General features: G+C 62.7%; 24 protein-coding genes. 17 read left to right on the top strand and 7 right to left on the bottom strand.

The window, feature by feature from the left end:
- Positions 1-188: 188 nt before the first annotated feature.
- The 4 genes from DOM41_RS02685 (at position 189) to DOM41_RS02670 (ending at position 2,237) form a co-directional block, all read left to right on the top strand.
- A complete protein-coding gene (locus tag DOM41_RS02685; RefSeq protein WP_110685308.1) occupies positions 189-1,115 on the top strand; it encodes a phospholipase A in 927 nt (308 codons plus the stop codon).
- Positions 1,116-1,205: 90 nt separating this feature from the next.
- Complete coding sequence (locus DOM41_RS02680; protein ID WP_110685307.1) at positions 1,206-1,565, top strand: ElaB/YgaM/YqjD family protein; 360 nt, start codon at positions 1,206-1,208, stop codon at positions 1,563-1,565.
- Positions 1,565-1,945 carry a phage holin family protein gene (locus tag DOM41_RS02675; protein ID WP_110685306.1) on the top strand — a complete coding sequence of 127 codons (381 nt, stop codon included), beginning with the start codon at positions 1,565-1,567 and terminating at the stop codon, positions 1,943-1,945. Before DOM41_RS02680 ends, DOM41_RS02675 begins: the two co-directional genes overlap by 1 nt.
- Positions 1,938-2,237, top strand: a complete 300-nt coding sequence (locus DOM41_RS02670; protein ID WP_110685305.1) for a YqjK-like family protein — start codon at positions 1,938-1,940, stop codon at positions 2,235-2,237. The genes DOM41_RS02675 and DOM41_RS02670 overlap by 8 nt, the downstream gene beginning before the upstream one ends.
- An 82-nt stretch (positions 2,238-2,319) precedes the next feature.
- Here the strand turns inward: DOM41_RS02670 and DOM41_RS02665 are convergent, their stop codons facing one another.
- Positions 2,320-3,501, bottom strand: a complete 1,182-nt coding sequence (locus DOM41_RS02665; protein WP_110685304.1) for a BaiN/RdsA family NAD(P)/FAD-dependent oxidoreductase — start codon at positions 3,499-3,501, stop codon at positions 2,320-2,322.
- Positions 3,502-3,779: 278 nt separating this feature from the next.
- On the opposite strand from DOM41_RS02665, the gene DOM41_RS02660 reads away from it, so the two are divergent.
- The 4 genes from DOM41_RS02660 (at position 3,780) to DOM41_RS02645 (ending at position 8,807) form a co-directional block, all read left to right on the top strand.
- The gene (locus tag DOM41_RS02660) at positions 3,780-4,952 is read left to right on the top strand and encodes an efflux RND transporter periplasmic adaptor subunit (protein ID WP_110685352.1); all 1,173 of its coding nucleotides are present in this window, start codon (positions 3,780-3,782) and stop codon (positions 4,950-4,952) included.
- A complete protein-coding gene (locus DOM41_RS02655) occupies positions 4,952-8,080 on the top strand; it encodes an efflux RND transporter permease subunit (protein WP_110685303.1) in 3,129 nt (1,042 codons plus the stop codon). Before DOM41_RS02660 ends, DOM41_RS02655 begins: the two co-directional genes overlap by 1 nt.
- A 74-nt stretch (positions 8,081-8,154) precedes the next feature.
- Complete coding sequence (locus tag DOM41_RS02650) at positions 8,155-8,517, top strand: glycine zipper domain-containing protein (protein WP_110685302.1); 363 nt, start codon at positions 8,155-8,157, stop codon at positions 8,515-8,517.
- Positions 8,518-8,570: 53 nt separating this feature from the next.
- Complete coding sequence (locus DOM41_RS02645; protein WP_110685301.1) at positions 8,571-8,807, top strand: ElaB/YgaM/YqjD family protein; 237 nt, start codon at positions 8,571-8,573, stop codon at positions 8,805-8,807.
- A 514-nt stretch (positions 8,808-9,321) separates the two neighbouring features.
- Here the strand turns inward: DOM41_RS02645 and DOM41_RS02640 are convergent.
- The gene (locus DOM41_RS02640; protein ID WP_110685300.1) at positions 9,322-9,606 is read right to left on the bottom strand and encodes an FAD assembly factor SdhE; all 285 of its coding nucleotides are present in this window, start codon (positions 9,604-9,606) and stop codon (positions 9,322-9,324) included.
- 281 nt (positions 9,607-9,887) lie between these two features.
- Between DOM41_RS02640 and DOM41_RS02635 the strand changes: the two genes are divergently transcribed.
- From DOM41_RS02635 to lapB, 3 genes are all read left to right on the top strand, one after another.
- The gene (locus DOM41_RS02635) at positions 9,888-10,184 is read left to right on the top strand and encodes an integration host factor subunit beta (protein WP_110685299.1); all 297 of its coding nucleotides are present in this window, start codon (positions 9,888-9,890) and stop codon (positions 10,182-10,184) included.
- Positions 10,185-10,270: 86 nt separating this feature from the next.
- The gene (locus DOM41_RS02630) at positions 10,271-10,576 is read left to right on the top strand and encodes a LapA family protein (protein ID WP_110685298.1); all 306 of its coding nucleotides are present in this window, start codon (positions 10,271-10,273) and stop codon (positions 10,574-10,576) included.
- Between the two features lies 1 nt (position 10,577).
- Entirely contained in the window at positions 10,578-11,762 is a 1,185-nt protein-coding gene (gene lapB / locus DOM41_RS02625) for a lipopolysaccharide assembly protein LapB (protein WP_110685297.1), read from the top strand.
- 4 nt (positions 11,763-11,766) lie between these two features.
- Here the strand turns inward: lapB and pyrF are convergent, their stop codons facing one another.
- Entirely contained in the window at positions 11,767-12,465 is a 699-nt protein-coding gene (gene pyrF / locus DOM41_RS02620) for an orotidine-5'-phosphate decarboxylase (RefSeq protein ID WP_110685296.1), read from the bottom strand.
- Between the two features lie 177 nt (positions 12,466-12,642).
- Here pyrF and DOM41_RS02615 point away from each other — a divergent pair, with 177 nt between their 5' ends.
- From DOM41_RS02615 to DOM41_RS02590, 6 genes are all read left to right on the top strand, one after another.
- On the top strand, positions 12,643-12,903 hold the full coding sequence (locus DOM41_RS02615; protein WP_110685295.1) for a ComEA family DNA-binding protein: 261 nt from the start codon (positions 12,643-12,645) through the stop codon (positions 12,901-12,903).
- A gap of 112 nt (positions 12,904-13,015) precedes the next feature.
- Positions 13,016-13,516, top strand: coding sequence for an FxsA family protein (locus DOM41_RS02610; RefSeq protein WP_110685294.1), 501 nt, complete (start codon positions 13,016-13,018; stop codon positions 13,514-13,516).
- A gap of 208 nt (positions 13,517-13,724) precedes the next feature.
- On the top strand, positions 13,725-14,018 hold the full coding sequence (locus tag DOM41_RS02605; RefSeq protein WP_110685293.1) for a co-chaperone GroES: 294 nt from the start codon (positions 13,725-13,727) through the stop codon (positions 14,016-14,018).
- 60 nt (positions 14,019-14,078) lie between these two features.
- Positions 14,079-15,725: a chaperonin GroEL gene (gene groL, locus DOM41_RS02600; protein WP_110685292.1), complete on the top strand. Its 1,647-nt coding sequence runs from the start codon at positions 14,079-14,081 to the stop codon at positions 15,723-15,725.
- A gap of 128 nt (positions 15,726-15,853) precedes the next feature.
- Positions 15,854-16,582 carry an RNA methyltransferase gene (locus tag DOM41_RS02595; RefSeq protein WP_110685291.1) on the top strand — a complete coding sequence of 243 codons (729 nt, stop codon included), beginning with the start codon at positions 15,854-15,856 and terminating at the stop codon, positions 16,580-16,582.
- A 117-nt stretch (positions 16,583-16,699) separates the two neighbouring features.
- Positions 16,700-17,092, top strand: a complete 393-nt coding sequence (locus DOM41_RS02590; protein ID WP_110685290.1) for a hypothetical protein — start codon at positions 16,700-16,702, stop codon at positions 17,090-17,092.
- 304 nt (positions 17,093-17,396) lie between these two features.
- On the opposite strand, the gene rpsA is transcribed toward DOM41_RS02590, so the two are convergent.
- From rpsA to pheA, 4 genes are all read right to left on the bottom strand, one after another.
- Positions 17,397-19,076: a 30S ribosomal protein S1 gene (gene rpsA / locus DOM41_RS02585; RefSeq protein ID WP_110685289.1), complete on the bottom strand. Its 1,680-nt coding sequence runs from the start codon at positions 19,074-19,076 to the stop codon at positions 17,397-17,399.
- Between the two features lie 210 nt (positions 19,077-19,286).
- On the bottom strand, positions 19,287-19,967 hold the full coding sequence (gene cmk / locus DOM41_RS02580; protein WP_110685288.1) for a (d)CMP kinase: 681 nt from the start codon (positions 19,965-19,967) through the stop codon (positions 19,287-19,289).
- The gene (locus DOM41_RS02575; RefSeq protein ID WP_110685287.1) at positions 19,964-22,219 is read right to left on the bottom strand and encodes a bifunctional prephenate dehydrogenase/3-phosphoshikimate 1-carboxyvinyltransferase; all 2,256 of its coding nucleotides are present in this window, start codon (positions 22,217-22,219) and stop codon (positions 19,964-19,966) included. Before DOM41_RS02575 ends, cmk begins: the two co-directional genes overlap by 4 nt.
- Position 22,220: 1 nt before the next feature.
- Positions 22,221-23,318 (bottom strand): prephenate dehydratase, encoded by a 1,098-nt coding sequence (gene pheA / locus DOM41_RS02570; protein ID WP_110685286.1) that lies wholly within the window; start codon positions 23,316-23,318, stop codon positions 22,221-22,223.
- Positions 23,319-23,339 lie beyond the last annotated feature (21 nt).

The raw sequence follows: 23,339 nt of genomic DNA, 5'->3' as shown, positions 1-23,339 counted from the left end.
TGGCGACTTTCAACGATGCACGGCTCGGCCGATATACCGGTGAGCGCTCGGCCTTGACGAGAAAGTTGCTTTCCCTAGCCGAAATGTTAGAAATCGTCGCTAAACCGGCGCCCCGGCCGCCCGATAAAGGCTGCAGGCGCCGAACCCGCGGCCGAAAACACTACTTGGATCATCAGACAGGATCGCCCATGACACTCCGCCGTTACCTGCCCACTCCCGCCCTCGTTCTACTCGGGGCGCTCGCGGCGCCGACAGTGCAAGCTCAGACCGCGACCTCAGCCCCTGAAGATCCGGTTCAGCAGGCCAATGATCTGGCCGACACACGGCGCACGCTCGAAGCAGAAACGGCGGAGAACCCACTGGCGATCACGACCTATCGCCGAAACTACATCATGCCGTGGACCTACAACACCAATCCGGACTACTCGGATTTCGAGGAGATCTCGACAGACGGCGATGTCGACAAGACGGAGATCAAGTTCCAGTTGAGCTTCAAGGTCAAGCTGCTCGACGACATCTTCAACTCCAGCGGTGACCTGTTCTTTGCCTATACCCAACGCAGCTGGTGGCAGGCCTATAACTCGGAGGCATCAGCGCCCTTCCGGGAGACCAACTACGAGCCCGAGGCGTTTATCAGCTTCGACAACAGAGCCACCCTCTTTGGCTGGACCAACACGATCAATCGTCTAGGGTTCGCGCATCAGTCGAACGGCCGGTCCGACCCGCTGTCACGTAGCTGGAACCGGTTCTATGCAGAGGCCATCTTCGAGCGTGGGGACTGGGCCGTGAGCGTGATGCCGCACTGGCGGGTGCCCGAGAAAGACGACAATGACGACAATCCGGATCTCGAGAATTACATCGGCTACGGGGACATCACCGTCGTGAAAGCGATTGGCGAACAAGAGCTGTCGCTGATGGTTCGAGGGAACCCCGGCAAGAACAACTACGGCGGTCAGATCGACTACTCGTTCCCGCTGTTCGGCAAGGTACGCGGTTACGTTCAGTACTACCGTGGCTACGGTGAAAGCCTGATCGACTACAGTAACGACGTTCAGCGCATCGGTCTGGGGTTCAGCATCAACACCTTTCTCGCCGGGATTCCCGGCACGCGTTGATGCGGCCGTACCATCTGACTATGCTGAACCGTGCCATGCGCAACCCTGCCAACCGGCACTGCGCCAATCGACTGTCAGAGGACGACACACATGACCATGCAACCCGTCGGCGGTAACGCTTCCGAATATGGACAAAATGCCGGGCGCGAACGAGAAGCGTCGACCCAGCAGCTCAAGGAAGACCTGCGCAATCTCTCCCATACGGTGGAAGAGCTGATTCACGCGACGGCCGACGACTCCCGCGGCAACCTCGCAGAGCTTCGCGACCGCGCGCAGCAGCGCCTGCAGGAGACTCGCGCCAGCCTCGAAGCACGGGGAGAGGCGATCTCTTCATCGGCGCGTGATCAGATGGACGCCACCGACCGCTACGTGCACGAAAAGCCGTGGACCAGCATCGGTATTGGCGCTGCAGCCGGCGTCGTACTGGGGCTGCTGCTGGGGCGTAGCTAATGGCGGGGCCGGCGGAGAGCGTGGTCGCTGCCGCCCGGCGGCTGATCACCAACTTGATCGCCAGCGGCGAGACGCGATTGCGTCTCGCCGTGGTCGAATGGGAAGCCGAGCGCGACCGCATGCTGACCATGCTGTTGCTCGCTGGCGCCGGCCTCATCACGCTGTCTTTTGCCCTCGGCATGCTGATTCTGCTGGTCGTGGTGATGTACTGGGAAGATAACCGCCTGCTGGCGATTGCGATCTGCGCTGCGGTGCTCTTCGTGATCTCGGGGGGGTTCATCCTGTCCGCCAAACGCGTGGCGAAGCGACGCAAACTGATGGCCGCAACGCTGAACAATCTGGAGCGGGATCGTCAGGCGCTGGAGCCGTCGCATGACTGAGCGCACCCGTGAACAGCAGATCGAGGCGATCGAGCAGCAGATTCTTCAGCACCGTCTGGAGACCACAGCGGCGATGCGTGAGTGGCGAGACGCCACTGCCCCCATCGATCGTGGTTGGGAAAAACTGACGCAGCTCAAGGTGCCGCTAATGGCAGCGGGCAGCCTCTTTGCGATGCGAACAGCTCGCAAGCCGCGATCGACCGGCCGACTGCTACGCCGCGTCATGACGGGCTTTTTGATGTACAACCGTGGCAAGGCGCTCTACAAGGCCAGTCGAGGCCGTAAACGCTGAATCAGGACGTGGCGGCGGCGTCGGGATTGCGATTAGGGGTGCCTTGATGGCGCCCCTGATTCGTTATGAATGCAGCGTCCTGCTACACGGCTTGGCCGCAGGCGACGCCGGAGGCCCAGGCCCACTGAAAGTTAAAGCCACCCAGCTGACCGGTGACGTCCAGAACCTCACCGATGAAGTAGAGCTGCGGCAGGTCGCGAACGGCAAACGTCTTGGAAGAAATGGCGTTTGTCTCGACACCGCCGAGCGTCACTTCGGCCGTCCGCCAGCCTTCGGTCCCCGCCGGCTTGAACTGCCACGCCTTGAGCCCGGTCCCCAGCGACTCGATATCGCGATTGGAGAGCGTCGCCAGCGCTCGATCCTGCCATCCCAGCCAACGCATCAAGGCCTGCACTAACCGCTTGGGCAGCGTCTCGTTGAGCCAACCGGAAAGCATTCGCCGCGGCGCGATCTGGCGCTGAGCGGCAAGCTGCGCTTCCACGTCCAGTCCCGGCAGCCAATCGACCTCGACCGCCGCTCCCGGGGACCAGTGGCTCGACGCCTGCAGCATGCCGGGGCCCGAGAGGCCGCGGTGGGTGAAAAGCAGTGGCTCGCGATAGCGACCGTCACCGCAGCTGACGGTGACATCACTGGAGAGCCCGGCAAGCGTGCCCAGCTCCTCCTTCCAATGCGACGTTACCGTGAATGGCACGAGCGCTGCCTGAGTCGAGGTCACCGCGAGTCCGAAACGACGCGCCAAGTCGTAGCCGAACCCCGTTGCGCCCAGTGTCGGAATCGAGAGCCCGCCGGTAGCGACCACCACGGCACCCGCTGCAATGCGCTCTCCCCCGGCGACGAGACGCATGCCCTCTCCATGGCGCTCTACCTCATCGACCGGGGTCGACAGCGTCACATCGACGCCGGCCCACTCGCATTCGGTGAGCAGCATGGCGACGATGTCCTTGGCCGACTCGGCGCAGAAAAGCTGTCCCGGGGCTTTTTCGACGTACTCGATCCCATGGCGTTCGACGAGCTCGACGAAGTCCTGCGGGGTGTAGCGTTTGAGTGCCGAGATGGCGAAGTGCGGGTTCTGGGAGAAGAAGTGCTTGGGCGCCGTCGCCAGGTTGGTGAAATTGCAGCGCCCGCCGCCGGACATCAGAATCTTCTTGCCCGCCTTGTTGGCATGATCAATGACCCTGACCCGCTGACCGCGGTAACCCGCCGTGAGCGCGCACATCAGCCCCGCAGCGCCAGCACCGATCACCACGACGTCATAGGTATTCATAAGCTTTCCCGATGCTCGAGGGCGAAGGTTGGATAACTTGGAGCCCCTGGGCGACGCCGTACAAAAATGATCATGATCTCAACCGCATCGCATTACATTGAAGGCGGCAAATGATAGCAAAATCGACCAAGCTACGATCGCTGCATCGCCGTTAGGCACGCGAGTCCAGTGAGGGCGGCCGCCCCGACTTCGGAGCCGCCCCTTGGCGATTCATTTATCGGTCGTCCCTCTCCCCTCAGACGAGGGAGGGAACGTCGCCGCCCTTTCGACGGATGCTCATGCCAACAACTATTCGCCCCTCCCCACTCGCAGTCGCGCTCCCTGAAGGCGTCCAGACCACTCTGACGATACGCCTGACATTGTTGATCGCGGCCGTCTGCGTGATAGCCGTGCTCTGCCTCGGGCTGACCGGGGTAGCCGACGCGCAGCAGGCCCCCACCCCGGTCATGACGGCAACGGCCACGACGCAAAGCTGGCAAGACTCACTGGAAGCCCTGGGAACCCTTCGCGCGGACGAGAGCGTCACGCTCTCCGCCACGGTGACAGGCCGCGTCACGTCGCTCAATTTCGACGATGGCGGCCGGGTCGATGGCGGGCAGTGGCTGGTTCAGCTCGACGACGTCGGGCCCCAGGCGAGACTGCGTGCCGCCGAGGCGTTGCTACAGCAGCGCCGGAACGCCCTCGCCCGGGCTCAGCAGCTCCAGGATCGTAACCTGGGAGTCCGCGCCACCTTCGAGGATAGCGCGGCACTGGTCGCCCAGAGCCAGGCGGAAATCGACGAAATTCGGGCACGCATCGACGATCATCGCATCCGTACGCCCTTCAGCGGCACCGTCGGCCTGCGCAACCTAAGCGAAGGCGCACTGATAACGCCGGGCACCGAACTCGTCACCCTCGACAAGCTCGACGTGATGAAGCTCGACTTCACCGTACCGGCGACGCTGATCTCGGCGGTTCATCCCGGACTGGCCCTCAGCGCCACGACCCCGAGCTATCCCGAACGCACCTTCGAGGCCGATGTCGCAACGCTCGGCACGCGCATCGATTCCGTCACCCGGAGCGCCACCGTGCGTGCGCTGCTGGATAACACCGAGTCACTGCTGCGCCCCGGCATGCTCATGGTCGTCATCCTCAGCCAGCCCCCTCGACAGGCGCTGAGCGTGCCGGAAGGGGCTCTGATCCCCGACGGCGAGCGCCAGACCGTTTGGCGACTCGACGACGCAACACCCGCTCGAGTCTCTCGGCGGGAGGTGACGATCGGCGAGCGGCGCGATGGCAAGGTAGAGATCGTCGCGGGCCTCACCGAAGGTGACCGTGTCGTCACCCACGGCACGCTCAAGGTTCACGCGGGGGATGAAGTCGAGGTGATGGCCGAGAATGTCACCGGCGACGAGATCCGCGGTGTTCTCGAACGTCAGCGCCAGTCGAGCGCGTCGGAATTGGCTGACTGATGCGCCTCTCCGATCTTTCGATTCGTCGCCCCGTCCTCGCTACTGTCGGCTCGCTGCTACTGCTCGCCTTTGGTCTGCTCGCCATGGAGCGCCTTCCGCTGCAGGAGTATCCGGCCATCGACCCGCCCATCGTGAGCATCGAGACACGCTATCCCGGCGGGTCGGCCAGCGTGGTCGAAACCCAGATCACCCAGCTTCTCGAGGACCGTATTGCCGGCCTCGAGGGGATCGTATCGATCGAATCGCAAAGCGCCGACGGCGAGTCGGAGATCGACGTCGAGTTCTCGCTGACGCGCGACATCGACGGCGCCGCCAACGATATTCGCGATCGCATCTCGGCGGTGGCCGACGACCTCCCGGCTCAGGCGGAATCTCCCGAAATCGAGAAGAGCGACAGCAGCGACGACGTCATCGTCTGGCTGTCGCTTTTCGGCGAGGGCTACACCATTCCCGAGCTCACCGACTACGCCAATCGCTATCTGGTGGACCGGTTCTCGACTCAGGATGGCGTCGCCCGGGTGCGACTGAGTGGCGGCAAGGAGTACGCCATGCGGGTCTGGCTTGACCGCAACGCGCTCGCCTCCCGCCAGTTGACGGTCGACGACGTGGCCGCGGCACTCCAGACAGAGAACGTGGAGCTGCCGGCGGGCTTTCTGGAGTCCCGGGAGCGCCAGTTCACGCTGCGCATTCCCCGCAACTTCGTGACGGCCGAGGATTTCCGCGACCTGGCCATCGCCCGGGGGAGCGACGGCTATCTGGTGAGACTGGCAGACGTGGCGCGGGTCGAAGTGGGCTCGATCGAGGAGCGCTCGATCTATCGCGGCAATACCGTACCGAGGGTCGGTCTGGGAGTGATCAAGCAGTCGACGGCAAGCGTGCTGGAAGTTGCCGAGGCCACTCGGGCAGAAATGGCACGCCTCCAGGAGAGCCTGCCCGCCGGCATGGCGCTCGCGCTCAACTTCGACTCATCGATTTTCGTCTCCGGCGCCCTTCGGGAGGTGGTGATCACACTGTTCATTGCCATGGCGATGGTAGTGATGGTGATCTTTCTGTTTCTGGGCAACCTGCGCACGACCCTGGTGCCAGCGATCACTGTTCCCATCTCCCTGATCGGCACCTTCGTCTTCCTCGCCGCGTTCGGCTTCACTCTCAATCTGCTGACGCTACTGGCACTGGTGCTCGCCATCGGTCTGGTGGTCGATGACGCCATCGTGGTCATCGAGAACGTGCATCGGCGCATGGTGGTCCTCAGTGAGACGCCATTGGTCGCCGCCCTGCGCGGCACGCGCCAAATCGGCTTTGCGGTGGTCGCGACCACGCTGGTGCTGGTCGCGGTCTTCGTACCACTGAGCTTGCTCGAGGGAGATATCGGCCGACTGTTCTCCGAATTCGCGCTGACGCTGGCCGCCGCCGTCGCGATATCCTGCGGGGTGGCGCTGTCGCTGACCCCGATGCTCTGTTCGAAACTGCTCCACCCGGGACTTCATGACAACCGCATCAGCCGCGGCGTCCACACCGTGCTGGGGCGCGTGCAGGCGGGCTACCGTCGCGCGCTACGCGGGACGCTTCGCCGACGCTGGACGGTGGTCGTCACGTTCTCTCTCCTGCTCGCCGGGACCGGCTGGCTCTCTCAACAGTTGCCGAGTGAGTACACGCCGCGAGAGGACCGCGGCAACTTTTTCGTGCTGATCGAAGGGCCGCCAGGCGCGACGTTTCGCTACATGCAGGATTACTTCGATGAGATCGAAGCGCGCTTGATGTCGCTGGTAGCGCGTGGCGACATCATGCAGCTCTCGATACGCGGGCCGCGCGGCTTCGGCAGCCTCGAGAACTTCAATGACGGCCTTGCGATCGTTTCGCTCAGTGACTGGGGCGAGCGGCGCTCGGCATGGGCCATCATGGACGAGATCCGCCAAAAGCTTGGCGATCTGCCGGGCGTGACGGCCACGCCGGTCATGCGGCAGGGCTTTGGCGGCCGGGTCGAGAAGCCGATCCAGTTCGTCATCGGCGGCGGCACCTACGACGCACTGGCTGAGTGGCGCGACCGCATGCTCACTCGCCTGCGCAGCGACGGCGGCCACGACATGGAAGCCATCGACAGCGACTACGAGGAGACCCAGCCGCAGCTTCGCATCGATATCGATTACGATCGCGCCGCATCGCTCGGCGTCACGGTATCGACCATCGGCAGAACACTCGAAACCCTCTTCGGCGGGCGCAGTGTCACGACTTACGTGGACGATGGCGAGGAGTACGACGTGATCCTCGAAGGGGAACGCGACCGTCAGCGAAACCCCAGCGTTCTCGACAACGTCCAGGTGCGCAGCGCAACCGGCGACGCGCTAATCCCGTTGGCAAGCCTGGTCGAGGTTTCATCATTCGCGGGTGCCAGCGAGCTCAACCGCTTCAATCGCATGCGTGCCATCACGCTGGAGGCCAATCTCGCCGAGGGGACGACGCTGGGCGAGGCCCTTCGCACACTGCGGACTCTGGCCTCGGAGGAACTTCCCGCCGAGGCGGTCATCGACTACAAGGGCCCCTCGCGCGACTATCAGCAGGCCAGCGGCGCCACGACGTTTCTCCTCGTGATCGGCATTCTGGTGGTCTTCCTCGTGCTCGCGGCGCAGTTCGAGAGCTTCATCCATCCGCTGATCATCATGCTCACGGTGCCGATGGCCATCGGTGGCGCGCTTCTTGGGCTTTGGGCTGGCGGCCAATCGCTCAACATCTACAGCCAAGTCGGGCTGGTCATGCTCGTGGGGCTTGCCACCAAGAACGGCATTCTCATCGTCGAGTTCGCCAATCAGCTGCGCGACCAGGGGCGGCCTTTCGAGACCGCACTGATAGAGGCATCGGTGACGCGGCTCAGACCGATACTGATGACGACCATTACCACCATGGCCGGCGCCGTACCGCTACTGCTCGCATTCGGGCCAGGGGCGGAGTCGCGCATTGTCATGGGTACCGTGATCTTCTGGGGCGTCGCGATTGCTACCTTGCTGACACTCTTCATCGTCCCGGTTGCCTACGCACTCTTGGCCCAACGCAGCGGCTCCCCGGGGCGTGTCGGGCGCCGGCTCGATGCAGAGCTTGCCGCCGAGATCGCAAAGGACGAGCGTGATCGATGACGTGAGAAACGGGGCGCATCGGGCAAAGCTGTCTACACTGATAGCGAGCTTTCACCGATACCGAGGGACGTGATGTGAGCCTTTTTCATCGTGCAGATAAAGACCCGCAGGTCCAGCGTCTCGACGACGACATCGCGGCGGCCGCGGAGACCGGCAGCCAGTTGAGCGATGCGTCGAGTACCGGCGAGCCGATGAGCGCCCGAGATGATTTCGGGGCTGAACCGCTCGAGGAGAGCATCGATGAGCCGCCCCGTTACGTGGCCGCCTATCTTGCCGGCCACGACGGCTGGGCGGAGCGATCGCGACGGCGCGTCAACGCGCAGGTCGCGGATACGTGCGAAAGCTGCGATGCTTTCGTGCAGGCCAAACCCTGGCAAAGCGTGGGTATAGCTGCCTTCGCCGGGGCCTTTGTCGCGCTGCTGATTCGCAAGCGTTGAGTAGCGACGGCACCAACTGCCTACGAACCCCATCCATAGATTAAGGACGATCCATGAGCCGCAAATACCGTGAAGATGCGCGTTACTACTACGAAGATGCCAAGCGCCGCGGTCGCAAGGGCATCGATCATGCCCGCCATCGCGCCGACGATCTCGGCACTGACCTCGTCGAGCACGCCGAAGAGGCCTGGCGTGAGACCGATGACTATGTCCATCGCAATGCCTGGAGCAGCATGGGTGTCGCGGCTCTCGCCGGCTTCGCGATCGGCTTTCTGGTCGGACGCCGCTGAGCCACGTCGACTCGGCAGTCACCCGCCGAGTTGTCGAACGGCAACGGCCCCGCCTAGTGGCGGGGCCGTTTGCGTTGTATCGACGGCATTCGGCGATGCCCGACTTGTGCCTGGTCATCATCGCCAATGACCGCGTGAACCTCACCGCCTCGATGCTTGCCCCTCGTGAATCAGTAAAGTCTCTCGAAGACTTCGGAAATCGTTGACGCTGAGACTATCGGGATAGAGCCAGTGCGTTCTGCCGTCGAGCTTGAGCCCGGACAGCCAAGGCCCGATACGCACCGGTTGGCAACGAATCTCTTGCCAGTCTCGCCCATCCACTGAACATTCCCAGATCGCGCGGCTCTCTCCCCATCGCCAGCGCAAGCGGCGGTGTCCAGCGGCGCGACGCCAACTCGACGCCAGATAGCCGACGCCTGCGACCAGCCAGACGACGGCCAGCGGTCGTGACGCGAAGCTCGCCGTGTACACGACGAGCAACACAAGCGAGAGACCTTGAGCCGTCAGCGCTAGCCTAGAGCGTTTGATGTCGACGGCGATCGAGGGCTTCGGCATGTTCAACGATCATCTGAACGATTCGACGTAGATCCTCATCCTCCGGCCACTCACGACGCATCAGCCAGGTGAAGAGATCCTGGTCCTCTGCCGCGATGAGCTCGCGGTAACGGACCTGATCCTCCGGCGAGAGCGCGTCATAGCAATCTTCGAGAAATGGCACGAGGAGCAGGTCGAGTTCCCACATGCCGCGGCGGGAGTGCCAGTAAAGACGCTTTCTTACGGTATCTTCGTTATCGGACACGGGGTCTCCTGGAGGCTGGAACGACAGCCCATTGTAGACCAACGCGAGACACTCCCACTATTGATGTCGCCGTGAGGGGAAATGCCAGTCCCTACATGCGACTTGGCGAGAGCCGGGTCGCCCGACGATAGCCTTGCCATACCGTGGCCCAAGATCGAACCATCGGAACCTAGTGCGTTGTTTTCGCAAAACTTGCGAAGTATGCTGAATCGACAACAATAGAAGTCGGCGTTCCAATTGTGCGCCCCTAACCGCCGGGCCGATGCCCACGGAGAGTGTCGATGACCAAGTCGGAATTGATCGAGCAGATTGCCACCCGTCGCCCCGAGCTCTCGGCGAAGGAAGTCGAAGCCGCGGTCCGGGTCATTCTGGACGATATCACCAGTGCCCTCGCCGATGGCGGGCGGGTCGAAATTCGGGGTTTCGGGAGTTTCTCCCTGCATTTTCGCGAGCCGCGCACGGGTCGCAACCCCAAGACCGGCGACCCGGTTGACCTCAATGGCAAGTTCGTCCCTCATTTCAAACCGGGCAAGGAATTGCGCGAACAGGTCAATGCCAGCCGAGCGCTCGGCTATTGATCACCCAGTCACCGGGCTCTCGCAAGCCCACCGTCGGTCGGCGAGCTCACTGAACTCGCCGCCGAGGCTCGTTATCAGGAATCCTTATGCGCTGGCTCAAGGGCGTCATACTCGCTGTCATTCTCATCGTCGTGCTGCTGCTCGGTATTCTGTTCGCCGTCAATAACCAGCAACCGATGCCGCTGGATTTGATCTGGGTCGAACTGCCTCCCGCCTCACTCTCCCTATGGCTTCTGGTGGCGCTCGCCTGCGGCGTCATACTCGGGATGTTCGCGATGACGGGCATGTATCTGCGGCTACGGACGCTTCTGACTCGCGCCCAGCGCCACAATCAGCAACAGCGCAAGGAACTCGATCGTCTGCGGACGCGGGAGTTCAAGGAAAGCACCTGACATGAGCGATGCTCTGCTACTGGCCATGCTAGTGGCAGCCATCGCCATTGGCTGGTGGTTGGGCCGGCGTGACGGCGGTCGACGAAAGACCGCGTCGCGAGGCGGGGAGTCTTCGCTACCGCGGGACTACTTCGTGGGTCTCAACCACCTGCTCAACGAGCAGCCAGACCGAGCCATCGAGACCTTCACGCAAGCGCTGGAGGTCAACAGCGACACGGTTGAAACGCACATTGCCCTTGGCAATCTCTACCGGTCACGCGGCGAAGCCGATCGCGCCGTGCGCATTCATCAGAACCTGCTGGCGCGCCCCGCGCTAACGGCCGTCCAGAGCGGTCAAGTTCAGCTCGAACTTTCTCGCGACTTCCTCAATCTAGGTCTACTGGACCGCGCCGAACGCCTGTTACAGGGGCTGCAGAAAGCCAACGCCGACGACGAACAGAAACTCGCCGGCAAGCGGTTACTCGTGGATCTCTTCCAGCGGGAGAAAGAGTGGTCGCAAGCACTGGAGGTCGCACAGCCACTGATCCGCACTGATGCCGACATCCGCAGAGCGGCGGCACACTGGCAGTGCGAATTGGCAATGGAGTATCGCCGGGATGCCAGCCCGTCGCTGGCCAGAAAAGCCCTGCGTCAGGCGCTCAACATCGACGACCGCTGTGTCCGCGCCAACTGGATTCTGGGCCAGATCGAATGGGACATCAGCCAGTACCGCAATGCCATTCGCTGCTGGCAGCGGATTTTCGAGCAGGATGCCAGCTTTGCGCCGCTGGTGCTGCTGCCGCTCCGAGACGCCTATCAGCTACTTGACGACGACACGGGCTGGTGGCAATTCCTTGAAGAACAGCTTCAGCATAACCCGCAGACCACGATCGTGATTATGGCCGCTCATGCCCTCAAGAAACGCCAAGGCACTGAGATGGCGTGCGCTTTCGTCAGCGACCAACTGCGTGAGCAACCCAGTCTGCGCGGCGTGGATTTCCTGATGGATCTGTATCTCGAAGATAGCGATCCGGGGGAGAGGGATCGACTGGAGCTACTCAAGCAGCACACCCAACAACTCTTGAGTGTTCGCCCCCGCTATCGTTGCCAGCGCTGTGGCTTCGATGCCGAACAGCTCACCTGGCAGTGCCCTCACTGTCACAGCTGGGGCACGAGCAAGCCCATCACCGGTATCGAGGGCGAATGAGCCACTAGGCGATGGCGCGCTCTATCGCCGTCAGCGCCTCCATGGGGATCGCGGCGCGCGTCACGGCTCGGCCAACGACCAGGTGCGTGCTACCGGCCGCCATGGCCCCTTCCGGCGTCATGATGCGGCGCTGATCGCCACCGTCGGCATCGGCCGGGCGGATCCCGGGTGTCACTTTCAGAAACGCGTCGCCACAGCGCTCGCGCAGCCGAGTGCTCTCTTTCGCTGAACAGACGACACCGTGCATGCCGCTCTGCTGGGCGAGCATCGCCAGTCGCTCGACCTGCTCCGCAGCGCTCCCCACCACTCCGATTTCGCCCAGTTCGTCATCCGACAAGCTCGTCAGCACAGTGACGGCAATCAGCCGCGTCGCATGTCTTTTCTCTGCAAGCCGCGCCGCACACGCCTCCATCATTCGCCGGCCACCGCCGGCATGAACATTGGTCATCCAGACGCCGCGGTCGGCGGCAGCTTCCACGGCGGCGGCGGCCGTGTTGGGAATGTCGTGGAACTTCAAATCCAGGAACACCTCGAACCCGCGCTCATGCAGGGCATCGATCGCTGCCGGCCCCGTTCGGGTAAATAGCTCCTTGCCGATTTTGACTCGGCAGCGGGTGGGATCGAGCGAGTCCGCCATCGCCAGAGCTGAAGGCAGATCGGCGTAGTCGAGCGCGATGATCAGGGGAGTCGAGATAGCGGCCATGAAGCTCTCCGGCAGACGAATTCGCGGGCGAGTATACCCAATCCGGTGGGCCCTCGGGGATGACGGTCAAATTCGAGGGGATGGCGATTCAAGTCTCGCCGAGGTCTGTCGATGGGTTTTATGGGGGCACCGCCCCGCGTGCCTCAATTTGATACCAACACCCCGATGGAGAAGGTAATGACAAAGATAATACGCACCGCACTCCTTGCTGTAGCGCTCGGTTTCAGCATCAGCGTCCTCGCCCAGGATGCCGTCAACGTCAATCAGGCTTCCGTCGAATCGCTGGCCTCGCTACCGGGCATCGGTGAGGTCAAGGCTCAGGCCATCGTCGACGAGCGCGAAACCCACGGCGCGTTCGAAAGCCTCGAAGATCTCACCCGCGTCAGTGGCATCGGACCGAAGACCGTCGACAACCTCGGCGACGATGCGACGCTTTAACCTCCACTTGATCTAGCCCTCCTTTCGCGCGGTCCCCGTCGGCCGCGCGACTTGCATTCCGGCCGATCGTCTCCATCTGAGAGAGTCAGGCAGACTCAATCAGGGAGACGTCATGCCCCTTCTCTTATTGCTCGTGCTCATGGCAATCGCCGACTTCGTGGTGCTGTTCACCCTCGGTGCCAAACTCGGCTTGCTGGTCACGCTGCTCTGGATCGCCCTTAGCGCGGCATTCGGTATTCATCTGATTCGTCGCGAGAGCCTGCTGACCTTCCAGCGCGCTCGCGAACGATTTGCGCGCGGCGAGGTTCCCTCCGACGAACTACTCCACGGCGCCGGGTTTCTGCTGGCTGGCATCCTGCTCATTGCGCCGGGCTTTTTATCCGACATGGCCGGACTGCTCTGCCTGATTCCGGGGAGCGGCCGACTACTCCGACGCTGGACACGGGTAGCACCGAACACGGGACAGCCTTACGGCGCGAGAGTCGATGCCAGTGACGACTGGCAGCGTGGCCCAGACCCGCGGCCTGGCAGAGAACATCGTCGCGACGATACCGGGGAGCCGCTCGAGGGTGAGTTCGTGGAAAAATGCGATAACGATTCGCGACCGCGATGAGCGTCACCGAGACTCGACAAGCTACCGATTCAACGAATTTTTTTTGATCTCAGCCTTGAAAGCGCAACGTCCGGCCCCATCAAGGCAGCAGCGATAGCTTTAGGCCATAAGGCCGATTAACCGGAAGGCGTCAGCCTTCTTCCCCCCTGAGCATCGCTCATGTGGGAACGTGCATTTGCAACATGTAACCATCAGGAGAACGTGAGCAATGAATATCCGTCCCTTGCACGATCGCGTCATCGTACGCCGCAAAGAAGAAGAGCAAAAAACGGCTGGCGGCATCGTGCTTCCGGGCAGCGCCCAGGAAAAGCCGACGCGCGGTGAGATTCTGGCGGTAGGCAATGGCCGCATTCTCGACAGTGGCGATGTTCGCGCCCTGGACGTCAAAGTCGGCGACACGGTCATTTTCAAGGAAGGCTTCGGCGTCGAGAAGCAGAAAATCGACGGCGAAGAAGTGCTGATCATGAGCGAAGGCGACATCCTGGCCGTCGTCGAAGGCTGATCGCCCTCCTCGCTCAACGGTTCGTCACCATTTCACGTTTCAGAGTAGGAATACCGAACAATGGCAGCTAAACAAGTCAAGTTCTCCAGCGATGCTCGTACCCGTATGGCCAAGGGTGTCGACACTCTCGCCAACGCCGTTAAAGCCACGCTGGGTCCGAAGGGCCGCAACGTCGTTCTGGAAAAATCTTTCGGCGCACCGACCGTCACCAAAGACGGCGTCTCGGTAGCCAAAGAGATCGAACTCAAAGACAAGTTCGAGAACATGGGCGCTCAGATGGTCAAGGAAGTCGCTTCCAAGACGTCTGACGTGGCCGGTGACGGCACCACGACCGCGACCGTTCTGGCACAGTCCATTGTCAACGAAGGCCTGAAAGGCGTCATCGCTGGCATGAACCCGATGGATCTCAAGCGCGGTATCGACAAAGCCGTCGCCGCCGCCGTCAAAGAGATCGAGTCGCTCTCCGTGCCGTGCACCGACTCCAACGCCATCGCTCAGGTCGGCACGATCTCCGCGAACGGCGACACCAACATCGGCCGTATCATTGCCGATGCGATGGAGAAAGTCGGCAAGGAAGGCGTGATCACCGTCGACGAAGGCCGTGGCTTCGAAGACGAGCTGGAAGTCGTCGAAGGCATGCAGTTCGATCGCGGCTACCTCTCGCCGTACTTCGTCACCAACCAGGAAACCATGGCGGTCGAGCTTGAAGACCCGTACATCCTGCTGGTCGACAAGAAGATCTCCAACATCCGCGAATTGCTGCCGACGCTGGAAGCCGTCGCCAAGGCAGGCAAGCCGCTGGTGCTGATCGCCGAGGACATCGAAGGTGAAGCGCTGGCGACGCTGGTCGTCAACAACATGCGCGGCATCGTCAAAGTCGCGGCCGCCAAGGCGCCTGGCTTCGGCGACCGTCGCAAGTCCATGCTGCAGGACATCGCCATCCTGACCGGCGGCACCGTGATCTCCGAAGAAGTCGGTCTGGACCTCGAGCAGGTCACTCTTGACCACCTGGGCACCGCCAAGCGCGTGACCATGTCCAAAGAGAACACCACCATCATCGATGGTGCCGGTCAGGATTCCGACATCGAAGCGCGTGTCAGCCAGATCCGCGCCCAGATCGAAGAGACCTCTTCTGACTACGACCGCGAGAAGCTTCAGGAGCGTGTCGCCAAGCTGGCCGGCGGCGTTGCCGTCATCCGCGTGGGTGCCGCGACCGAAGTCGAAATGAAAGAGAAGAAGGCTCGCGTCGAAGACGCACTGCACTCGACTCGCGCTGCCGTTGAAGAAGGCGTCGTGCCTGGCGGTGGTACTGCCTTGGTTCGCATCCTGACCAAGATCAAGGGTCTTACCGGCGACAACGAAGACCAGACGCACGGCATCGCCATCGCGGTCCGCGCCATGGAATCACCGCTTCGCCAGATCGTGACCAACGCCGGCCAAGAAGCTTCCGTGATCCTGAACCGCGTCAAGGACGGTGAAGGCAACTTCGGCTACAACGCCCAGACCGGCGAGTTCGGCGACATGTTCGACATGGGCGTGCTCGATCCGGCCAAGGTCACGCGCTCCGCTCTGCAGTCCGCAGGCTCGGTCGCTGGCCTGATGATCACCACCGAATGCATGATCGCCGACGACCCGGAAGACGCTCCGGCCGGTGGCGGCGGCGCCCCGGACATGGGCGGCATGGGTGGCATGGGCGGCATGATGTAAATGCCCCGCCCCGCCTGACCCGCTCAGGCAGCATGATATTCAGGTATCATGGAGAGCCCCGCCACTCGGCGGGGCTTTTTTTCGTCTCGCGTTTGTCATCTCATTTCCTGCCCCGGAGCCTTCAGCGCATGCTCGATCGCATTCGCATCGTTCTCGTCCAGACGTTCCACCCTGGCAACATTGGTGCCAGCGCCCGTGCCATGAAAACCATGGGCCTCAGCGATCTGGTACTCGTCAACCCGCGCCAGTTTCCCGACGAAGACGCCACCCGACTTGCCGCCGGTGCCAGCGACCTCATCGACGACTGCCGCGTGGTCGGTTCGCTTTCCGAGGCCGTCGGCGACTGCGTTCAGGTGATCGGCGCCAGCGCGCGACTGCGCAGCCTGCCACTGCCCTGCTATGACGGGCCCGATGTCATGATGGAAGACGCCGCCAAGCGCCTCGAGGAAGGGCGTATCGCCATTGTCTTCGGTCGCGAGCGCTACGGCCTCACCAACGAAGAGATCGGTCATTGCACGCATCAACTGACCATCCCCGCCAACCCGGATTACGGCATCCTGAATCTGTCGCAGGCAGTACAGATCGTCGCCTACGAAGCCTTTCGCCAGGCCAACCGTCGCGAGAACGCCAAGCCTGCCCTGTCGGCCGGCGGACCTTACCCGACCGTTGAGCAGCTCGAGCATTTCCACGCCCACCTGCACCAGGCCCTGAGCGCAGCCGGTTTTCTCAATCAACCCCACGCCAAGACAGAAGCTCACTTGCGCGCCCTCTTCGCGCGCGCCGAGCCAAGCCGCAAGGAGCTTTCCATTCTGCGGGGGGTACTGGCAGCCCTAGAGAAGTCCGGTGAGCCCCGGTGATGGCCCTACCGCACGCTGTTACCCAAGCGTGATGACATCCTGAAAGGGATTGGCTTTGACAAGCATCGGCGCCGAATAGAGAATGGGAATCGATCTCATCAATAGCCGGTGCCGACCATGACTTCTGAACGCGCCCAGCTTCACTACACCTGCGTCTTCCTCCAGGTCTCTTTCCAGGCGGTCAAAAAGTCGCTTCCCCAGGGCGATGCAACGGATACGACCCCGTGCTGGCTGGATGCCGAGATGTTGAGGATGTTGCTGCGCGAACTCAAGAACAGCCGGGAAGCGGCAGCCCCCTTTCCCGAGGTGCGTGCCGCGCTGGATGTAGCGACCTATCACTGCGGCCTGCTGATGGCACAGTGCCCGGGCGCGCTGGATCAGGCGCTTTGCCGCTACCATCTCGATGCGGTCATCGCGCCGCTTCAGCAGAGCGTCCACGGGCTTTGCGGGAGTGATGCAACGCGTCAAGCATCGCCACGCCGCCGGCTTCGCGACTGGCTACGCCACTGATCCCACCTCGAGCTGACTCGGCAACGGCTTCACCGGCCACAACGCCTGATTAAACCGACCTGCACCGTCGTGCCTCTCATTCCCAGTGCGATGCGCAAGCGGCGACGCGTTTGTTGTCGCAGGCGCCCTCCTCCGGCCTGCCAAGCCCCCGAACCCTCGAGCACCCGAGCACCCGAGCACCCGAGTACCCGAGCACCCGAGCACCCGAGCACCCGAGCACAGTGAACGACGCAAACGGCAGACATAAAAAAACAGCGCCCGGAGGCGCTGTTTTTGTTAGCCGATCAGATCTCGAATCGCGAGATCAGTCCTGGCTCATCTGCTGCTTGATCAGATCACCGATGGTGGTCGGACCGTTGACGTCGTCTTCCTGCTGATCACGAAGCTTCGTCATGTTGCGGCGAGTATCGACCTGGTCCTTCGCTTTGATGGACAGGTTGATGACGCGGCTCTTGCGATCGACGTTGATGATTTTCGCTTCAACGTTGTCGCCTTCGTTCAGCACGTTGCGCGCGTCTTCGACACGGTCAGCGCTGATTTCCGACGCCTTGAGCACAGCGACGACATCAGTGGCCAGCTCAACATGGGCTTCCTTGGCATCGACTTCGACGATGCGGCCCGTCACGACGGCACCCTTGTCGTTGACGGCCAGGAACTCGGAGACCGGATCGGACTCGAGCTGCTTGATGCCCAGCGAGATGCGCTCACGCTCCGGATCGATCGAGAGGATGACGGCTTCTGCTTCGTCGCCCTTCTTGAACTGACGAACCGCTTCTTCGCCCGCTTCGCTCCAGGAGATGTCGGAGAGGTGCACCAGACCGTCGATGCCGCCTTCCAGACCGATGAAGATACCGAAGTCGGTGATCGACTTGATGGTACCTGCAACGCGGTCGCCCTTGTTGTAACGGCCGCTGAAGTCTTCCCACGGGTTGGTGGTGCACTGCTTGATACCGAGGGAGATACGACGACGCTCTTCGTCGATATCCAGCACCATAACTTCGACGTCATCACCGACCTGAACAACCTTGGACGGGTGGATGTTCTTGTTGGTCCAATCCATTTCGGAGACGTGGACCAGACCTTCGACACCCTCTTCCAGCTCGGCGAAGCAGCCGTAGTCGGTCAGATTGGTCACTGTCGCGTTGACCTTGGTGCCTTCCGGATAGCGGCCGACGATGTTGACCCACGGATCTTCGCCCAGCTGCTTGAGGCCCAGCGAGACGCGGTTGCGCTCACGATCGAACTTCAGCACCTTGACATTGATCTCGTCGCCGACGGCAACGATTTCGCTCGGATGCTTGATACGCTTCCAAGCCATGTCGGTGATGTGCAGCAGGCCGTCGACGCCACCGAGGTCGACGAAAGCGCCGTAGTCGGTGAGGTTCTTGACGATACCGTTGATCTGCTGGCCTTCCTGAAGCGTGGCGAGCAGCGCTTCACGCTCGGCGCTGTTCTCGGCTTCGAGAACGGCACGACGGGAAACGACAACGTTGTTGCGCTTCGGGTCGAGCTTGATGACCTTGAAGTCGAGCTCTTTGTGCTCGAGGTGCGCGGTGTCGCGGACCGGACGCACGTCGACCAGCGAACCCGGCAGGAACGCGCGAATGGAGGAGACGTCGACGGTAAAGCCGCCCTTGACCTTCCCGTTGATCACGCCCTTGACGATCTCGTCCTTCTCGAAGGCCGCTTCCAGCTCTTTCCACGCTTCGGCACGCTTGGCCTTCTCGCGGGACAGGCGGGTTTCACCGAACCCGTCTTCGACGGCTTCCAGTGCAACCTTGACTTCATCACCGACCGAAATGGTCATTTCACCATTGTCGTCGCGGAATTGCGCGACCGGGATCTGGCCTTCGGACTTCAGGCCAGCATTGACGGTGATCCAGTCGCCTTCGATGTCGACCACGGTTGCCATGACAATGGCACCGGGCTCCATGTTGATGTCCTGGAGAGATTGTTCAAACAGTTCAGCAAAGCTTTCGCTCATGTGATTCCTACGTAATCAACGTTAATGACGGCCAAGACCGCCTTCCTCCGTACCACCAGCGAGCACGGGCCTTATCGACATATCCCTGGGGACGTTGGCGCTGGTTGGATATGCCGCGACTTGGCATGCGTGGTCGCTGCACATCTTGACATCTTGCCAGGGGCCCCGGAACGGAAGTGTGTCATCGGCTGCTGCCTAGCGCTGTCGACCTCAGGTCAGTTCGCGCTCGACGATCAGCGTTTCGATACGCTTCACGACTTCCGGTATATCCAGCTGCGTGGTGTCGAGCTCGACGGCATCGATTGCCGGCTTGAGCGGCGCCACCGCACGCTGCATATCACGCGCATCGCGCGCTTTGATTTCTTCCAAAAGGGTCGAAAGTCTAGCATTCTCCCCCGCCTCGTGCAATTGACGCTGGCGCCGCTTGGCACGCTCCTCGGCGGAGGCGGTGAGGTAGATCTTGAGCGGCGCGTCGGGGAAAACCACCGTCCCCATGTCGCGCCCATCGGCAACCAGCCCCGGAGGCTTACGGAAATCGCGCTGACGCTGGAGCAGTGCCTCGCGAACCACCGGGAGGGCCGCCACGCGCGATGCCGCGCCACCCACCTCTTCCCGGCGAATCTCGCGGGTGACGTCGTCGCCCTCGAGCAGAATCGTCGCTCGACCGTCATCGACAGCAAAGACGACATCGAGATCGCGGGCCTGCTCGGCCAGGCCGGCAGGGTCGTCGGTGGCTACGCCTTTGCGCAGCGCGGCGAGCGCCGTCAGCCGGTAGAGTGCGCCGGAATCGAGCAGATGCCAGCCGAATCGCTCGGCGATCATACGGCTGATCGTGCCCTTGCCGGCCCCACCCGGACCATCGATGGTCACGATCGACGTCGTATCGCTCATGCCGTCACCTCCTCGAGCTGCAGACCGACCCGGTTCGCCAGGGTAACGAAGCCGGGGAACGAGGTCGCAACGTTGGCACAATCGTCGATCAAGATCGGCTCGTTTGCGCGCAGGGCGGCCACGGTGAACGCCATCGCAATGCGGTGATCGCCAAGGCTGTCGACCTGGCCGCCACCATAGTTGGCGCCCTCCCCGCCCTTGCCGACGATGTCGATACCGTCTTCATAGACGACGGCGTCGACGCCGAGCACCGCGAGGCCGTCGGCCATCGCCTGAATCCGATCGGACTCCTTGACGCGCAGCTCCTCGGCACCGCGCAGACGAGTCGTGCCCTCGGCGTTGGCCGCGGCCACGAACAGCGCCGGGAATTCGTCGATCGCCAGCGGTACCTGCTCGACAGGGATGTCGATCCCCGTCAGCGGCGCATAGCGAATGTAGAGGTCGGCGACCGGCTCGCCGCCGACTTCCCGCGGGTTTTCCAGCCGAAGGTCGGCGCCCATCTGCTTGAGAATATTGATCACGCCGATGCGTGTCGGGTTGATACCCACATGCTCGAGCACCAGATCCGACCCCGGGGTGATCGCCGCGGCGACCAGAAAGAAGGTGGCGGAAGAGATGTCCGACGGTACGTCGATCGGCGCGCTGGTCAGCGACCCGCCGCCCTCGAGACGCGCGACATCGCCTTCACGGCTGACCGCGTAGCCGAAGCCATTGAGCATGCGCTCGGTATGATCCCGTGTCGGAGCGGGCTCGCGCACGCGTGTCTCGCCCTTGGCATAGAGACCGGCCAGCAGCAGACAGGATTTGACCTGCGCGCTCGCCATCGGCATGTCGTAATCGATGCCCTTGAGCGGCTGGCCGCCGTGGATCCTGAGAGGCGGTCGGCCGCCCTCGGCGGTGTCGATCACCGCACCCATGGTACGAAGCGGGTCGGCGACCCGGGCCATGGGCCGCTTGGTCAGCGAGGCGTCGCCGGTCAGTTCGGTATCGAACGCCTGTCCAGCAAGCAGCCCGGCGAAGAGCCGCATCGCCGTGCCGGAGTTACCCACGTAGATGGGCCCGGCGGGGCGCTCGAGACCCTGAAGCCCGACCCCGTGAATGGTGACGCGGCCCTGATGGGGGCCTTCGATCGCCACGCCCATGTCGCGAAACGCCTGCAGCGTCGCCAGGCTATCCTCGCCCTCGAGAAACCCCTTGACCTCGGTGACGCCGTCAGCGAGCGCACCAAGCATGATCGAGCGATGCGAAATCGACTTGTCGCCGGGCACGCGAATTCGCCCCGCGACCGAACCGCCGGGCGAGACCCGGTACTGAACCTGTCGTGCTTCCATGGTCTGATAACTCGTCTGATTCAACAGCGTTTCGAAATAGTGTCGCGCGTGGCTGGCGCGATCGAAGGTGCCCAACATGGCGTCGCTATCGCCCTGTTCCACCGCCACCCGCAGACGGGCAAGCCCCGCCTCGAAATCGTCCAGCGCCCCGAGCACCGCATCCCGGTTGGCGGTAAAGACATCGCGCCACATCACCGGATCGCTGCCGGCAATGCGCGTGAAGTCACGGAATCCGCCCGCCGCGTAGCGAAAGATATCGAGTCGCGCATCCTGCCGAGCCAGCGTATCCACGAGCGAGAAAGCCAGCAGGTGCGGGAGATGACTGGTGCGCGCCAATACCTGGTCGTGCTCTGCCATCGACATCTCCAGTACCTGCGCGCCGCAGCACTGCCAGAGCCCGCGCACGGCGCCCACCGCGTCAGTGGCGGTCTCCGGGGTCGGGGTCAGAATCACCTTGTGCTGACGGAACAGCGCCGGGTTGGCGGCGGCAACGCCGCTCTTCTCCGAACCCGCAATGGGATGGCCGAGTACGAAACGCGGGGGGAAGTACCCCAGCGCTCCCACGACCGCCTCATGCACCGCGCGCTTGGTGCTACCCACGTCGGTCAGAATCCGCTCACCTACCAGCGGCGCCATCTCGCGCAGCACCGGCCCCATTGCCAGCACCGGCACCGCGAGACAGACGATGTCGCTTCTCTCGACCAGCGGGGAGAGCTGCGTTCCTCCGTCATCGATGACTCCCAGCCGCAGACCGGTCTCGATCTCGTCGGCATTGAGGTCGTAACCGAGGATTTCGCCGCCGAACCCATTGGCCTTGAGCGCAGCGGCGAAGGAACCGCCGATCATTCCCAGCCCGACGATGAGCAGAACGGGGGGCCCGCCTGTCGCCCTACCCGCCTCTCGCGCGCTTGCGTCGTGCATCCTAGAGAACACCGACCGGATAGGACCCGAGTATCTTCATGTCAGAGGCGTGGCCGCGCACCTCCTCGAGGACGTCGAGAATGCCGTCATCGTCGACGTGCCCCTTGAAGTCGATGAAAAAGACATAGTTCCAAGCGCCATGACGCGAGGGCCGCGTCTCCAACCGTGTCAGGTCGACGTGATGACGATGAAACGGTTCCAGCAGGTCATGCAGCACGCCTGGCTGGTTGCGCATGGCGACCACGATCGACGTCTTGTCGGTACCGGAGGGCGGCACGGATTCGTTACCGATGATCAGAAAGCGCGTCGAGTTGTCCGGACTATCTTCGATCTTCTCGGCGACGTGCTCCAACCCATAGAGCTGGGCCGCCATATCCCCGGCGATCGCCGCGCTGTGCCACTCGGTCTTGACCAGGCGCGCGGCCTCCGCGTTGGAGGAGACCGCCACTCGCTCGGCGTGGGGATAGTGCGCGTCGAGCCATTTGCGACACTGTGCCAGCGACTGTGGATGCGAATAGATCCGCGAGATCTTGTCCTTGCGCGTGACACTCGACACCAGCAGGTGATGGTGAATGCGCAGCACCACCTCGCCACTGATGTGCAGACCCGAATCCATGAACGAGTCCAGAGTGTGATTGACCACCCCCTCGGTGGAGTTCTCGACCGGCACCACCCCGTAGTTGACCGCGCCGGCCTCCACTTCCCGAAAGACTTCGTCGATGGCGGCCATCGGCAGGCTGTTCGCACTGTGTCCGAAGTGCTTGAGCGCCGCCTGCTGGGTAAAGGTTCCCTCGGGACCGAGATAGGCGACCTTGATCGGCTTTTCCAGCGCCAGGCAAGCCGACATGATCTCGCGGAACAGCCGCGCCATCTCCTCCGCGTGGAGTGGCCCCGGGTTGTTATCCATCACACGGCGCAAGACCTGGGCTTCACGCTCGGGTCGATAAAAGACCGCGTCCGGATCATCCGCGGTCTTGACGTGCGCGACCCTGGCGGCGCACTCGGCGCGCTCGCTGATGAGCCGCAGGAGTTCGGCATCCAGGGCATCGATGCGCTGGCGCAGCGCGGCGAGGTCCTGCGGCTGGGAGGTATCGCTCATGAGCGTTTCCTGACTGACTGC

It is taken from the genome of Salinicola aestuarinus (assembly GCF_003206645.1).
GTDB classification, from domain to species: domain Bacteria; phylum Pseudomonadota; class Gammaproteobacteria; order Pseudomonadales; family Halomonadaceae; genus Salinicola; species Salinicola aestuarinus.
This window is presented reverse-complemented; position numbering and strand designations above follow the sequence as displayed.

What these genes read in the sequence shown, in the direction of transcription:
- DOM41_RS02645 (WP_110685301.1), top strand. Translation starts at nt 8,571, where the DNA reads ATGAGCCGCAAATACCGTGAAGATGCGCGTTACTACTACGAAGATGCC.
- DOM41_RS02575 (WP_110685287.1), bottom strand. Translation starts at nt 22,219, where the DNA reads ATGCACGACGCAAGCGCGCGAGAGGCGGGTAGGGCGACAGGCGGGCCC.
- DOM41_RS02675 (WP_110685306.1), top strand. Translation starts at nt 1,565, where the DNA reads ATGGCGGGGCCGGCGGAGAGCGTGGTCGCTGCCGCCCGGCGGCTGATC.
- DOM41_RS02680 (WP_110685307.1), top strand. Translation starts at nt 1,206, where the DNA reads ATGACCATGCAACCCGTCGGCGGTAACGCTTCCGAATATGGACAAAAT.
- DOM41_RS02670 (WP_110685305.1), top strand. Translation starts at nt 1,938, where the DNA reads ATGACTGAGCGCACCCGTGAACAGCAGATCGAGGCGATCGAGCAGCAG.
- DOM41_RS02605 (WP_110685293.1), top strand. Translation starts at nt 13,725, where the DNA reads ATGAATATCCGTCCCTTGCACGATCGCGTCATCGTACGCCGCAAAGAA.
- DOM41_RS02660 (WP_110685352.1), top strand. Translation starts at nt 3,780, where the DNA reads ATGCCAACAACTATTCGCCCCTCCCCACTCGCAGTCGCGCTCCCTGAA.
- pheA (WP_110685286.1), bottom strand. Translation starts at nt 23,318, where the DNA reads ATGAGCGATACCTCCCAGCCGCAGGACCTCGCCGCGCTGCGCCAGCGC.
- lapB (WP_110685297.1), top strand. Translation starts at nt 10,578, where the DNA reads ATGAGCGATGCTCTGCTACTGGCCATGCTAGTGGCAGCCATCGCCATT.
- DOM41_RS02615 (WP_110685295.1), top strand. Translation starts at nt 12,643, where the DNA reads ATGACAAAGATAATACGCACCGCACTCCTTGCTGTAGCGCTCGGTTTC.
- DOM41_RS02610 (WP_110685294.1), top strand. Translation starts at nt 13,016, where the DNA reads ATGCCCCTTCTCTTATTGCTCGTGCTCATGGCAATCGCCGACTTCGTG.
- cmk (WP_110685288.1), bottom strand. Translation starts at nt 19,967, where the DNA reads ATGAGCGATACGACGTCGATCGTGACCATCGATGGTCCGGGTGGGGCC.
- DOM41_RS02685 (WP_110685308.1), top strand. Translation starts at nt 189, where the DNA reads ATGACACTCCGCCGTTACCTGCCCACTCCCGCCCTCGTTCTACTCGGG.
- DOM41_RS02655 (WP_110685303.1), top strand. Translation starts at nt 4,952, where the DNA reads ATGCGCCTCTCCGATCTTTCGATTCGTCGCCCCGTCCTCGCTACTGTC.
- pyrF (WP_110685296.1), bottom strand. Translation starts at nt 12,465, where the DNA reads ATGGCCGCTATCTCGACTCCCCTGATCATCGCGCTCGACTACGCCGAT.
- DOM41_RS02595 (WP_110685291.1), top strand. Translation starts at nt 15,854, where the DNA reads ATGCTCGATCGCATTCGCATCGTTCTCGTCCAGACGTTCCACCCTGGC.
- rpsA (WP_110685289.1), bottom strand. Translation starts at nt 19,076, where the DNA reads ATGAGCGAAAGCTTTGCTGAACTGTTTGAACAATCTCTCCAGGACATC.
- DOM41_RS02630 (WP_110685298.1), top strand. Translation starts at nt 10,271, where the DNA reads ATGCGCTGGCTCAAGGGCGTCATACTCGCTGTCATTCTCATCGTCGTG.
- groL (WP_110685292.1), top strand. Translation starts at nt 14,079, where the DNA reads ATGGCAGCTAAACAAGTCAAGTTCTCCAGCGATGCTCGTACCCGTATG.
- DOM41_RS02635 (WP_110685299.1), top strand. Translation starts at nt 9,888, where the DNA reads ATGACCAAGTCGGAATTGATCGAGCAGATTGCCACCCGTCGCCCCGAG.
- DOM41_RS02665 (WP_110685304.1), bottom strand. Translation starts at nt 3,501, where the DNA reads ATGAATACCTATGACGTCGTGGTGATCGGTGCTGGCGCTGCGGGGCTG.
- DOM41_RS02590 (WP_110685290.1), top strand. Translation starts at nt 16,700, where the DNA reads ATGACTTCTGAACGCGCCCAGCTTCACTACACCTGCGTCTTCCTCCAG.